This is a genomic window from Alteromonas sp. ALT199 (assembly GCF_018619335.1).
In the GTDB taxonomy this organism is placed as follows: Bacteria; Pseudomonadota; Gammaproteobacteria; order Enterobacterales; family Alteromonadaceae; genus Alteromonas.
On sequence record NZ_JAHHDX010000039.1, the window covers coordinates 1 to 14700 of the forward strand.

A 14700-nucleotide genomic window follows, 5' to 3' on the forward strand; every position below is an offset into this window, starting at 1 on the left:
AATTTATACATAGAAGTTAAATAAATTTTCTGGTGTACTAGGCTTAGAAATCCAAGATTTCTCGGACCCCACAACGTACGACAAAAAACAAATAAAAAGGAAATCATATGGCAGTGCGTAATAAATTTAGATATGGACTACTTGCATTTTTAGTCTCAGCGGCGCTCACAGGATGCGGCCTTGATGGTGATGATGGTGCTCAGGGGGAAACCGGAGCTCAGGGGCCACAGGGTGAACAAGGTGAGTCTGGTACTGATGGCAGCGACGGCACAGATGCTTCAATTGGCATTGCGATGGATATCGTAGGTCGCGCTTTCTTGGGCAACCAAACAGCAGCTGAAATCGTGCAGTATCACGCTGATACTAGTACGATTTACGCAACTAATGGCGAAACTAACACAATTGCGGTTATTGACGCTTCTAGCGTCAATACGGCCACAATGTCAGATCCAATTAATACGACCACGCTTACGCCAACCACTATCGCATTGCCTGCTGATATTAACGGTGTAACGCTAGGCAGCTTAACAAGCATCGCTATAAGTGGTGATCTTATGGCTGTTGCAGTACCTGCAGATGTTAAAACTGACAATGGCTATGTGCTGTTTTACACCGGCCTAGACAGCTCAGCTCCCGCATTTTTAGACTCGGTTGAGGTAGGCGCACTGCCTGACATGGTTACTTTTACCCCTGACGGCGGTAAAGTACTAGTAGCGAACGAAGGCGAGCCGTCTGATGACTACACGGTTGACCCGGAAGGTTCGATTAGCGTAATTAATATTCTTGCCAGTGGCGAGCCTGAAGAAACAGGAACCACAGTTGGTTTTAGTGCACTTAACGGCAGTGAAGCTGAACTTATGGCGCAGGGCATGATGTTTCCAAACCCAGCAGGGCGCACGATTAACGGTACTGCTATTACATCATCAGTCGCTAAAGACCTTGAGCCAGAATACATAACGGCAACGAACGACGTCGCTTATATTAGCCTTCAGGAAAGCAATGGCTTAGCCATTTTAGATTTAGAAGAGTTAACCGTGGACGTTGTTGGCTTAGGTACTAAATCTTGGGCAGGGCTTAATATTGATATCCAAGAAAACGATGCGGTAAGTTTCGGTCAATATACTGGTCTTTATGGGGTATATCAGCCGGATACCATTGCTAATTTCACGTGGAAAGATGCAACTTTCATTGTAACAGCGAATGAAGGTGACGCACGGGAGTACTTCTTTGACGTTGCCGATGAAGCTGCATGTACTGCTGCTGGTGGTGTTGATTTCGACGAAGACGATGGATGCCTAGCCTATACCGATGAAGTGAAAGTGGAAGACCTTACTGCTGCAGCAAACTCTGAATTGGCTATGCTACAGGCAACAGGTGAAGCTGATGATTTACGAGTAACTTCGGCCATGGGGGATGCTGATGGAGACGGTGAATATGATGCTGCATATGCCTATGGTGCGCGTTCATTTACTATATGGGATCAAAATGGCTTAGTGGTTTATGACTCGGGCGACGATTTTGAGCGCATTACAGCTTCAGTTCACGGCACACAGTTCAATAACGGTGACGACGAAAATGCTAGCGATTCACGTTCTGAGAATAAAGGACCTGAGCCTGAAGCATTAACAGTGGGTCAAATTGGCGATCGCACTTATGCATTTATCGGCACTGAGCGCATGGGTGGAATCTTCGTATACGATATAACTAACCCTTACGATGTTCAATTCGCAGAGTATGTGATCAACCGCGACCTTACTGAAGGGTTAACCAGCGATGACGTGATTGGCGATCTAGCGCCAGAAAGTTTGGTATTTGTGAACGCTGAAGACAGCCCAAGCGGCGTCCCTCTGCTTGTAGTAGGCAATGAAGTAAGCGGTACAGTCACGGTTTGGCAAATCAACGAGCTGTAATTTAACGCTATATAGCTAGATAAAAACCCGCTTGAATAAGCGGGTTTTTTTATTGTTATTTAGATGGCGATACATCTTTTCGTTTTAGCTCCTCAAACGCTTGCATCTACCGAGCTTTCTATCCACGTATATCCCGCCTTTAAGACTATATCGCGTTTTACGTTATTGGACGCGAGGTGCCAAAAGAAAGGAAATGCAAAATCACACAACATGGTTCGCAATGCGGGGGTTAAAGGCGCTAATCAAAAAGCCCGAGCTTGAGCTCGGGCCTTTTAATGTCGCGGAGTGCCTTGCTCTTACCAAGACATTGATTGTTACGATTGCAAGTACTTAGTACTTAACAGTTACGCCTGCAAACAAGCGTGGGCCATAATCATTTACTTCGCCAAGGTTGCCTTGAACATAGTAGTCTTGAGACTTAGGAGCACTAAATAGGTTAATTGCTTCAACCTTAACGCGTACATGCTCATTAACTTTATACGATGCGCGGGCTTCCCATACACCTACCTCATCTACGTAGCGAAGGCGAGTTCCATTGCTGGTATACGGCTGGAAGTACTCACTTCTATACTTGTAAATAAGCGCAGTATCAAGATCGCCAATCTGATAGTAAACCTGACCGCTAAACACGTGTTCAGAGAAGCCAGGTACAGCGCCTGGAGGAATGATACCTTGAGTCAACTGTGAAGTATTACCATCAAGGTCGGTAATAAATGTATCGCCGTAATTACTGTCTTCAAACTCGTAATCAGTGTCGGCATAGTTATAGCCGAATTTCACGCCAATACCGCTATCCCAACGGTAAGCAACAGAGGTTTCTATACCTATCAATGAGCTACTATCATCAGTAGTCACAGAGTTTGTGATAGGCAAGTTGTAATTGTCACCCTCAATCTCAAACGTTTCTAGCACCGTTTGCTGTTGGAAGCCACCGTTAAACTGTTTGTAGTAAACACCGAAAGCAAAGATTGAGTCTTCATTCGGGTACCACTCAATGGCAACGTCGTAGTTCCAAGACATAAGAGGCTCTGTACTTGGATTACCTGAACCATTCACGCCAACAATTAGGTCTGAAATAGTGGTTGGAGCGACTTCATCGTCAGTTTGGAACGTACGGCTAAAGCCTAAATCAGATGGGTCTGCGCGAGACATACCGCGATAGATACCTGCACGCAGTAAAATATCGTCGCTATAATCCATTACAAAGTTAGCGCTAGGAAGGACCTCGGTATAGCTACCACCACCTTCGATACGCTCAACGACTGAGTCATCTTCAACAAGTGTAAGTGTACCCAGCTCACCTTCAATAATTTCAAAAGCGCTTCTAAAACCAATTGACGTAACTTCCGTGTTTACAACACGCACACCGAAGTTACCGCGAATAAATTTGCCCCACATTTCTGTATCGTAATTCGCCATTAAATAACCAGCGTAAGTACGCTCAGTAACGTCTATTGTTCCTGAATTTTCATATTCTAACTCTGGATAGCCAAAAGCATCACCATTAGATGCAGCAACAGCACTAGCAAAGCAGTTGTTATCATATGTTGCCCATGAAGAACCCGTGCCGCTATCTACCGTATTTCCGTCGCCGTCGACGTGCGTGATGATGTTTCCATCTGAAACAGAGGATAAGAAGTCACTTTCTGGGAAGTCAATCTGACAACCTTGCATAAGAGCAATGGCCTGAGCAATTTCTTCTTCATCGGTTGAGCCTTCGGTAGCCGAGAACGTCCATTCAGTTCTAGAACCGTTGCCCTGAGAACCACCTAGCTGAACAAATGTCATTTCTGATGCACGTAGGCCACCTTCAACACTTACGAATACATCGTGATCAAGGATATAGCTAAAATCTACCTTAGCCGACTTAACTTCGTTTTCGCGGGTATTCTCTCTATCAGCACGAGTGCGTAAGCTATCGTAGAAATTAGTGATGTCGGTCACGTCAAAGTTTTGTACTGTGAAATGAGGGATATCATCACCCATATCCCACGAGAAAAATTGTCTGTCTTCGGTTCGGGCACGGTTTGAAATTTGTAGTTCTTCACGCTCTGTTTTCGAGTAAGCAAGATCGAAACTTAGCGTTAAAGCGTCGGTAGCGAAGTGTTCAACATTGATACCAAAACCATGGTAGGTTTCGTCGCGCGAGAATTGTTCGCCAGAGCTTTCAATACGGTCTTGACCTTCCCAATGTAAAATACCACCCACATCATTAGTTACTAGAGTTGGGCCAGTTAATCCAGGGATCGCACGTTTTTGTAAGAATATTAAGTCGTGTCTTGCTTCTTGCTGCAAACGATTTGAGTATTGGAAGTCGGTGTTGATATCCCAGGCTTCATTAGGCTGAAACTGCAGCGCTAAAAAGAATGCGTCTCGCTCGTCAGACGTTTCGTTTTGACGGTAGCTTCGTGAACTTCCGGTCCAAGCGTAAGGCGTACCAGCACTTATCGCTTCACCCGTTTCAGGGTCTATTTCCGTGTTATAACCCTGATTTGAGCTACCGCTAACCTGGTCTTCACAGTCGCCAGCGCTGCTGCGGAAAAAGCCTTCATTAGTGTTGGTCGGATCGTTCAAACACGCCCATAGCGAAGAACCCGTTGGGCTAGAGCTTCTGTACTCGGCTTCAGGTTGAGTTATGTCCTGACGCTGGGCACCGATAGAGATACCTAACGCAGAACCGTTGTTGAACTCAAACTGGTCAACATAGCTTATCGTTCCACGATAGCCTAAGTCACTGTGAAGTGAATTATCTACATTGCCTTCGTCAGGGTTATAGTTGCCTTTAACTTCACCCTGAATACGCTGTTTGCCGTAATCAAGAGGGGCTACAGTTTCAAGGGCTATAACACCAGCCACACCACCTTCAATCATAGAGGCGTCTTGTGTTTTATAGATAGCAATCTTCTTAACCAGTTCACTTGGAAACTGTGAGAAGTTAACAGAGCGGTCACCACTACCGTTAGTCGCTTCACGGCCGTTAATGTGCGTAGCACTTAAGAACGGACCTAGACCACGAATAGTAATTTCTGTAGCACCACCATTTTCACGGTGCGAAGCAGCACCCGTAATTGATTCTAGTGCTTCACCAATAGAAAGCGCTGGTAAATCACCAATGTCTTCGGCCGATAAGCCGTCAACAACAGTAGTAGATTCGCGCTTGATTGAAATCTGGTCTTGTATAGTACGACGTGAGCCAACAACGTCAATAACTTCTACGTCTTCAGCGGCGGCTTGCTCTTGCGCTTCTTGTGCTTGTAGCGAAAAAGCAGAAGTGCTTGCTACGCCAGCGATGAATGCTGCTTTTACCCAGCGTGCTGTTGGGTTTAGGGTAAAGGATGTGCTTCTTTTCAACGACATTACAATTTCTCCGTTGTGTTATCGATGCACTAACGCCCCGGAGGGCGCAGTGACTAAATGTGTAGGGTATTTGTGTTTTATGTATTAATTATCTGCTGTCCATGTAGAGCCAGCACCTACATCAGTAGACTGAATGTAGTAAAGCCCTTTAGCCCCAGCGATAGCTTGCGCACCGTTCGGGTCGGTTTCAATTAAACCATTGGTAGCAGTCACGAACTCTGGCACTTCCTTGCCATTGTCAGCTGGGTTTTGGTCGATAGCGCCGTCAGTGTCGAATTCGCCATTGCCATTAAGGTTGCGAATATCTACCCAAGACTCATCTTCAACATCTCCTGACGCATAGCTATCAGTAAAGCCGAAGTTGTTAGATAGAAGTGATTCGTCGTGGTTAATTAGGTCGCAATCGTATTCAAAAGCGTGGTCACTGCTAACAGCTTCTGAGTCAAAAGCAAAGCCTAACGTGCTCTCTTTGTCTGCTTCGTTAAATCCATTGGCAATAGCGTTGGCATCGAAGTCAATAACAAAGAAATTCTTGGTAAGACCATAAAGAGTAGGGGCGTTATCTGCAGTTAACTCATCGCAATCGCCAACAGGTGCTTTGCTGCCAACCTCTGTACTAAATACAATAGGTTGCAGTGAATTTAAAACCGTGTTTTTCGAAACGGTTAGCGTAAGGTCACCGCTGCCGTCAAGCACCGTTTGATTCCCTGCATTTGGAACACCGCCGTCAGCCTGAGAGAACGGGTTAGCAGTAAATACTAGGCCGCCGGCTTCTTTATTGCCAGAGCGAATACCTGCAATGTAGTTGTTCATTACCGTATGGCCGAGCGGCGTGATTAATACACCACTTGGGCGGTCGTCTGAACCCGTAATATCAGTAGTTCTAATAATGATATTGTCAGCAACGGTGTTAAACCCACCGTCTTCCAACGAAATACCGCCATTAGCATCAATGATGGTGTTGCCTTGAATAGTAGCGCCAGACGTTTGGACGCGCATTAGACGACGTCCTGAAGTAAAGTTATCAATACGGTTGTACTGAACAACAAAGTTAGCGTCTTCTGCCGCATCCGCACCCGTAGTGCTTCCAACGTTAAGTAGCAGTAGGCTTGATTGGTTGAAGTTCGGGTTAACCGCATTTTCAAACAAGTTGTATTGAATAGTATGGTTTAGACCCGAAGAAGAGAGCTTAATCACCGAGCCTTTAACCGCGTTGTTTCTATTGCGGAATGTATTACGCTCAATCATGGCGCCTTCGCCATTTACTACAAGCCAGTGATGAGTTTCTTCGTTTAGCGTAGTCTGGTCGCCGTCCATTGTGTTTTCAGTGAAAGTGAAATTATCACCTTCAGAGTAAATAACTGCAGCAGCCTCGCTTTCACAGTAAGAATCTACTGCTGTATCTATGTTTTCAAACCGAATGCCTTTTATTGCGGCACCGTCTACAGTGCTAGCAATGTTCACACATGCTTCGCCAGAAATAACCGGAGTTTCACCTTCTACGGCGGTCATAGTAACGGCACTGGTTAACATAATTGGCGCCAAGTCAGCATAAACGTTAGTGTTTAGACCTAATACATCGCCGTCGGCTAAGCCGCTATTTAGCGCACTTTCAAGGCCAGCTTTGTCATTAACAACAGTGCTGTACACGATAGTATCTACTGCATCTGAAGCCGATCCTTCAAAACCGTCATTATCGGTATAAGAGGCTTCTACAGAAATAATCGCGCCCGCATTCGCGCTTGGTGTGAATGTATTGCTGTTGCTATCAGGTACAGCCACACCATTTGCAAACCAAGTGTATACAACACCGGCTTCATCAAACCCGTTGTTATCAGTGAGAGTTGCAGTTAAAGCACCGTTCACTAAGTAGGGAACTGTTCCTGTTATCTCGATTGCGCCAGCTTCGTCAACAGCTTGCTCATTTACCGGAATAGTAGGCTCTGAAGTAATGACTTCTTCAAAACCGTTATCATCGGTATAAGATGCTTCAACAGTAATTACCTGTCCAACGAGACTTGTTTCAACTACATAGCTGCTTTGAGTGGCACCAGAGATGGCAGTATCATCGCCATACCATTGATAAGCGATTTCACCGGTAGCACCGTCTTCATCATTTACTTCTGTAGAAAGTGTATTACCTACTGTGGGAGTTCCGACAATAGTGATTGCACCTTCAGAGTTTACTCGGCCTACGAGAGCTGTTGGCTCAGACATTGGCGCTTCGTCAAACCCTCGGTTATCCGTAAACGTTGCTGAAACGCTGATGACCTTGCCAAACTCATTTTCCGTGAGTGTGAGTATTGATGTAACTTCATTTTCAATAGCGACATCATCTGCGAACCACGTATAAACAATGCTTTCAGGCTCAACGCCATTTTCATCTGACACAGAAGCTGTAAGCATACCGCCTACCACAACATCGCCAGAGATTGCGATAGTTGAGGCAAAGGCAATCGCCATAACATCGCTAGTTGGGTCACTTACGTGAGACTCGTTAATGCCACCATCGTCGGTATAAGAGCCTTGCACCGTAATAGCTGCACCAATTTGATCGTCAGTTAGCGTAAAACTAGCGCCGCTTGCGTCAGCAATTAGCTGGTTGTCTGCATACCAAAAGTAGCTAACCGATGATGAAATTCCATCTGGATCACTGACTGAAGCAGTCAAGGTCTCGCCGGACGTCGGCGTTCCAGATAATGTAATACTGCCTAAAGTGTTAGGGTTGTTGTCAGAATCTACATCACATCCTGTAATGGCAGCTGCTATTGCGCAAAGTGCAAATGCTTTTATCTTCATGATGGCATCGTGCTCCGAGTTAAATTGTAGGGTGGTAAGGTCGTTATCTTATTTTTGTGTTACCAATGTTTTTATTTGTTTGACCAAATTGGTAATAAGGTTAATAAAAACACAATTCATTAACATTTGCTAGGGGATTTACAAAATTACTTTAAAAAAAGGGAAGTTAGATTAAATTTGATGCAGGAAGAGCAAGAACTGGCTTGGCAGCCTAAGAAGTGCGCATATCTTTATGAAAGTAAAAGTTAAATTTAATGAGGAAATATGCGCTACCGGATATCAAACCAACCCGGTAGCGCAGTGGTGTGCTACTGCTTAGGCTTAAGCATTTCTATCTTGGGTATAAGAGTCCATATCGCCACAATTGCAATAATGGCTAACGATGCACCGATAACGAATGCTGGCGTATAGTTTCCATCTGCGGTTAGCCACGGCACTAACGACGTTAAACCAACAGCGCCTAACTTGGCCGCCATACCTGAAAAGCCAGACAAAGTGCCTACAGCCTTCTTACCAAACAAGTCACTAGGAAGCGTTTGAACATTACCAATTGCTGTTTGGAAGCCAAATAAAATAACGGCCATGATTAGTACAGCAACTGTTGGTGCACCTGGGTTCGACATAGCAATAAGTGCAGGAAGCATAATTAAACAGCCCAAGGTGATGACTAATTTTCTAGTCTTGTCTGTGTTCCAGCCTGCCGCAATTCGGTTTTGCGCTAACAAGCCGCCAAACCATGCGCCTAGCATCGCTCCTACATAAGGAACCCAGCCGTATATACCTATCTCTGTAACGTTCATCCCGTATACTTCGTTAAGATAGATAGGGATCCAGAATACAAATAGCCACCAAATAGGGTCGATTGCTGCCGATGCGATAATTACGCCCCAGCTCTGTTTTCGAGAAAGTAGTTCACCTGTTGAAGGGCTGTATTCCTCAGCTTCTTTGACATCACCATTTTCATCTTTGTCTTCGCTCATGGTACGCTGACCAGAAAGAATATAGTGTTTTTCTTCTTCAGTTATCCAGGAGTGCATTGCCGGCGGAGCTTTCACGATGATGACCCACGGGACAAGCCATAATAGGCCAATTGCACCTACCATAATAAATACAGCTTGCCAGCTGAAATGAAGTGTTAAAAAACCAATGATTGGAAAGGCGATGATGCCGCCAATAGCTGCACCTGAGTTGAATATACCTTGAGCTAAAGCTCGCTCTTTAGTAGGAAACCACTCAGCATTGCCTTTTGTGGCACCGGGCCAGTTACCTGCTTCAGCAATACCCAAAATAGATCTGAAAATACTAAAGCTAAGCATTCCTTGGGCAAAAGCGTGCGCGATAGTAGCCAGTGACCAAACACCAATAGAGAGGACGAAGCCAATTCGCGTTCCAATCCAGTCGAAAATCTTACCGAAAATCGCCTGACCAAATGCGTAAGAAAATACAAATACGATAGATATGTTAGCGTAAATCTGTTTCCTTTCTAACGCTGATTCATCGGGAAACAAGTCTTCTACAATAGCAGGCCATAATACGCTTAAAGCTTGTCTATCGATGTAATTTATAATCGTTGCGAGAGCAATAAGTGTAATTACCCACCAACGTAGACCTTGAATTTTCACGGCATCACTTCTCTTTTAGGTTGTGTATAGTTTCGCCAGCGCGTTCGTTTACTACTTATCTAATTTGACAAAATAGTCGTAGATTTCAGGTACGTTGCCGTTACCTAAGCCCGCATCTAAAGCTGCTTGCAAATTAGCTGATGAACCTTCAGCAATTTTTGATTCAGTTCCCAGATCTTCAACCATTTTTAGAAAATAGCCTAAGTCTTTGTTGGCGTTAGCAATAGAAAAGCCTAAATCGCTGTTGTTATCTACCGCATAATTCTTACAAAATTGCATAAACGGTGAATTTGAAGGACCCGCTGACATAATGTCGAACAGTTGTTGGCGATCAACACCTGCACGCTCTGCTACAGCAAATGCTTGAGACATAGCGCATACTGTGGTCATTCCCATGAAATTATTGATTAGTTTCGTAGTATGGCCCGCGCCAAGTTGTCCAAGATAGAATACGTTTTCACCTTGTTCATCAAGTACTGGCTTAACTTTTTCAAAAGTTTCTTTATCACCAGAAGCCATAATATTAAGAAGACCGTCTTTTGCATGAGCAGGTGTGCGGCCTAATGGTGCATCTACCATACCTACGCCTTTAGCAGCTAAATCAGAGCCAATTTTTCGAGTAGAAGACGGAATTGAGGTACCAAAATCTATTACAACTGCACCTTCTTTAAGGCCTGCCATAATACCGTCGTCAGCATACATCACCGACTCTACAATATTGGATGTGGTCAAACACAGCATTACGATATCTGACTTTTCTGCCAGCTCCTTGCCTGAGGTAGCTACACCTGCTCCACGCTCAGTGCATTTTGCAACTGCTTCTGGATTTAAATCCATAACTGTAGTTGGAAAACCTTTGTTTAAAAGGTTTTCTACCATGTTGCCGCCCATAAGGCCTAGGCCGATAAAACCAATTGATGGTTTAGACATTATCTTTTCCTCATAAGTAAAAATTTCGAAGGTTAGATACAACCTTGTCACCCTTGGTATCACCTAGTCTTTAACGGTCCACTGTCTATCAAACAGTGCTCTATTAACTTTATGACTATTGTTATTACCAATTTCATGGGTTAACCCTATTTCTATCTTGCCAATTTGTCAACCAATATCGATACTGAGGTCATTAATATGTAAACAAAATGTAGGTATTTAGATGAGAAATCATTATGAAATTTTGTTTTTAAAGTGAATTTATGATATTAAATTGCTGATATTTAATTACTTTTTTTGACTTTTATGTGAGCACGGGTAAATGAGAAGTGACATTGGAATTTGTTTATTTGAAAGTATAAATTCACTTACTGAAATTTGAAGAGTGTCGTTTTATTGGTCAAGTCAATTTAGCTACAATTCAAATTTGATTGATAAAGATAGGTTCGTTGTATGCATCTTGGTTACACCGTTGTAGGATTAAGGTAAGCTATAGCCCATAAAACGCAGTCGTATTTTCAACGTTAAGTACGATTAGGTTTAATTGCACTGGCACCGTTGCGTGTAGGACACAAAGTAGCGCAATGTGTTGAAAGCCAGAGTTTAAATAGATAATAGAGAATGCTTATGTCTCAACAAGTAGTGATTAGTGGTGTGGGTGTTTGGCACCCTAAAGACAGTATTACTAACGAAGAATTAGTAGATAGTTACAACGCATATGCCGATGTGTTTAACGTAAAAAATGAAAAACAAATTGAAGCCGGTGAAGTTGCCGCGATGCCTCACTCGAGCGCAGAGTTTATAGAAAAAGCGTCGGGCATTAAAAGCCGTTACATTTATCAAAAAGAGGGTGCGCTCGACATCACGCGAATGAAGCCAAAAGTTGCCCCTCGAGCAGATGATGAACTTTCTCACCAAGCCGAGATTGCCGTAGAGGCCGCCAAACTTGCGCTATCATCTGCCAATATAAGTGCTGGTGAGATTGATGCTGTGATTGTTTCTTGTGCCTACACTCAGCGCGCTTATCCGGCTATTGCTATTGAAGTACAAGAAGCTTTGAATATTGAAGGTTTTGGTTTTGATATGTTAGTCGCTTGCTCCGCTGCGACCTTCGGCATGCATCGCGCTTATGAAATGCTGTGCGCTAAAAATGCGACCCGCGTGTTGGTGATTAACCCAGAACTAGTTTCGCCACAAATTAACTATGCCGACCGCGACAGTCATTTCATTTTCGGTGACGTGGCAACGGCAACGGTTCTTGAATTTGCGGAAACGGCCAAGAGCGAGCACGTTTACGACGTTTTAAGTACCAAGGCACTGACGAAGTTCTCTAACAATATTCGTTCAAACTTTGGTTACATGACGCGAGCTGAAGATGTTGACCCTTATGGGCCAGACAAACTGTTCCACCAAGCCGGACGCAAAGTGTTCAAAGAAGTGTGCCCGTTGGCTGCTGCACACATTGAAGCGCATCTGGCAAGTCACGATATTACACCCGAAGGTGTGAAGCGTTGGTGGCTACATCAGGCAAACATTAATATGAATACTCTGATTTGCAAACGTTTGCTAGGACGCGATGCAGATCGCACAGAAGCACCAATCGTGCTTGATGAATACGCTAATACTGCTTCTGCGGGCTCTGTAATAGCGTTTGGCTTGAATCACAAAGATCTTGTTGCCGGCGACATAGGTGTGCTTTGTTCATTCGGAGCTGGCTATTCGATTGGTTCACTGGTAATACGCAAACGATAACTTTCTGAGCGCAGGTTCTACCTGCGCTGTGCAAAGTGCGTTACTTTGTTCTGTGTTTAAATACGCGCATTTGGACAAGCCACGTTTTAACCAAATGCGCCAGCAGGCCAAATAGAATGATGACATTGCAAGACAAGAAAATTAGTAGCATTTAATTAAGGCAGTAGCATTCAAGTATTATTAATATGATGATCTACACGGGTGTAGGTCAGCGTCTCCTAAAAAATGATAATAAAGGTGAGATAAAAGGATGATTTCAGATGTAGGCTATGGATTAAATAGTCTGGCGCACTTAGCCCTTTTATTATTATTGCTGACAGTAAGAAAACCAGGGGTAGCCAAACATCTACTCGTTCTAGCAACTGCGGCTACTTTTCTGTGGTCGACAAGTTTAATCACCTCACTTTTCGGTCCTATTTCTCTTAGCTGGTTACTTAGTGTTGATGTAATAAAGCAATTGGCTTGGCTGTTGTTCTTAGCTGCCTGTATTCAAACTAACTTCACCAATATTGCTGCGGTTTTAAAACGTCCAATTACGCTTATTATTGTCGCGCCAGCGCTTGTCGCACTTCTTGCGCCCTACTTATTGGCAGTAAATCCTGCGTGGAGCTTCCTAGTTTTAATCGTACTTTCTTTAGAAGTGCTTGTACTTTTAGAGGTTGTATACCGACAAGCGGGAAGAGAACAGTGGGCTTTTAAACCCCTTATAATTTATCTGGGCGCAACAAATCTGTTCGAGTTTGTCACCTACGCCAACGCGACCATGGTCAATCAGGTAGAGATTGGCTACATCGCTGCGCGGGGTTATATTTATTTTTTGTTAATGCCTTTGTTAGTCATATCAATTCGACGAATTCATCACTGGGGCATAGATATATTCATCTCACGGGATGTAGTTTTACACAGCTCACTATTGTTAGTGGCTGGCGGTTACCTTTTCGTGATGGCCGTGGTTGGCTATGCCATAAATTATATGGGTGGAAACTGGGGAGCGACAGTTCAAATAATTCTTGTAGTCATGTCGTTTGCGCTATTGGCCACCGTATTTTTGTCGAATGGCTTTCGAACCAAAATAAAAGTCTTCATCACCAAACACTTCTTTGCAAACCAGTTTGACTACCGCGTTGAATGGGTGAAGCTAACCAAGTGGCTTACTCGCGCCGGCGATACGTCTTCAGACGTTTTTCATGCAGGGCTAACAGGTATGCTAAACGCTATTCAGTATGAATCTGGTATGCTTTTTAAAGTGACTCCAAATGGTTATGAGTGTGTGGCGAAAGCTTCGCCTATTGAAAGCTCGGCTAATGAAAGCGTAGATAGTGCCATCTGCACCACTTTAGAAGCCCTCGCACATTACAGTGACGAGAATGGTTGGATTATCGATACTGACGCTTACCTGGTTAAACCGTTTGACTATGAAGGGTTAAAATTAAACCGCGACGCACTAAAAGAGTGGGGTTACCAACTATTTGTCCCTTTTTTGAAAGACGGTGGGTTGTGGGGATTTGCCGTGCTGGCGTCAGGCGACAAAGAAAAGATAAGTCTCAACTGGGAAGTGAAGGATTATCTTACTGCGGTTTCAGAGCAAGTTGGTACTTATATGCAACACCATGAAGCTGCTCAAGTAGTTGCTGAGAATGCGCAGTTCGCAGCGTTTAATCGCATGTCTGCGTTTGTATTACACGATTTAAAAAATGTACTCGCCCAAGTAGACCTAATTCTTGCAAACGCTCAACAGCACAAGCACAACCCTGAGTTTATCGAAGACACGTTCGAAACCTTAGAGCATACTAAGGCAAGAATGGAGAAAATGCTTAAGCAACTAACTGACAAGAAGGCGGTAGACGAAGGTGTAAACGCTGAGCTTTTGCTATCTGATGTTGCGAAAGATGTGGTGAGCAACCGCTGCTCCGGTTTAAATCCGTTACCGAAAGTGCATGTACTTAAAGAAGCTGCAGTAACGATTGATAAAGAAAAAGTAGCAAATGTCTTTTATCATTTGATCAGCAATGCACAACAAGCAACGAATGATGACGGTGAAGTTGATGTGGTTATTACCGCTAATTCTGACAACAATACCCAGCTTGTCATGATAGAGGATAATGGTGAAGGTATGGATAAGGCGTTTATCGAAGAGCGTTTGTTCAAGCCTTTTGATACTACGAAGGGGAATGCAGGTATGGGGATCGGTGCTTATGACGCAAAAACCTATATCGAATCTATTGGTGGCAAATTAACTGTTCAAAGTGAACCAGGGCGCGGTAGCTGTTTTACACTGTATTTTCCGATAGGATAGAATAAATATAAAGAACGAGAATAAAACAGTGAGT

7 protein-coding genes are annotated in these 14700 nt (G+C 43.9%); 3 read left to right on the plus strand and 4 right to left on the minus strand.

The window, feature by feature from the left end; genetic code table 11:
- The first annotated feature begins 107 nt into the window (after positions 1-107).
- Entirely contained in the window at positions 108-1910 is a 1803-nt protein-coding gene (locus KL866_RS04015) for a choice-of-anchor I family protein (protein ID WP_025256175.1), read from the plus strand.
- Between the two features lie 330 nt (positions 1911-2240).
- Here KL866_RS04015 and KL866_RS04020 read toward each other — a convergent pair whose 3' ends face one another.
- The 4 genes from KL866_RS04020 to KL866_RS04035 form a co-directional block, all read right to left on the minus strand.
- Positions 2241-5267, minus strand: coding sequence for a TonB-dependent receptor (locus KL866_RS04020; protein ID WP_214993541.1), 3027 nt, complete (start codon positions 5265-5267; stop codon positions 2241-2243).
- 84 nt (positions 5268-5351) lie between these two features.
- Positions 5352-8066 carry a poly(beta-D-mannuronate) lyase gene (locus tag KL866_RS04025; protein WP_214993543.1) on the minus strand — a complete coding sequence of 905 codons (2715 nt, stop codon included), beginning with the start codon at positions 8064-8066 and terminating at the stop codon, positions 5352-5354.
- 308 nt (positions 8067-8374) lie between these two features.
- A complete protein-coding gene (locus KL866_RS04030) occupies positions 8375-9688 on the minus strand; it encodes an MFS transporter (RefSeq protein ID WP_025256172.1) in 1314 nt (437 codons plus the stop codon).
- A gap of 51 nt (positions 9689-9739) precedes the next feature.
- Positions 9740-10618 carry an NAD(P)-dependent oxidoreductase gene (locus tag KL866_RS04035; protein WP_025256171.1) on the minus strand — a complete coding sequence of 293 codons (879 nt, stop codon included), beginning with the start codon at positions 10616-10618 and terminating at the stop codon, positions 9740-9742.
- 627 nt (positions 10619-11245) lie between these two features.
- Here KL866_RS04035 and KL866_RS04040 point away from each other — a divergent pair.
- The gene (locus KL866_RS04040; RefSeq protein ID WP_025256170.1) at positions 11246-12370 is read left to right on the plus strand and encodes a beta-ketoacyl-ACP synthase III; all 1125 of its coding nucleotides are present in this window, start codon (positions 11246-11248) and stop codon (positions 12368-12370) included.
- 250 nt (positions 12371-12620) lie between these two features.
- The gene (prsK, locus tag KL866_RS04045) at positions 12621-14666 is read left to right on the plus strand and encodes an XrtA/PEP-CTERM system histidine kinase PrsK (RefSeq protein ID WP_214993550.1); all 2046 of its coding nucleotides are present in this window, start codon (positions 12621-12623) and stop codon (positions 14664-14666) included.
- Positions 14667-14700 lie beyond the last annotated feature (34 nt).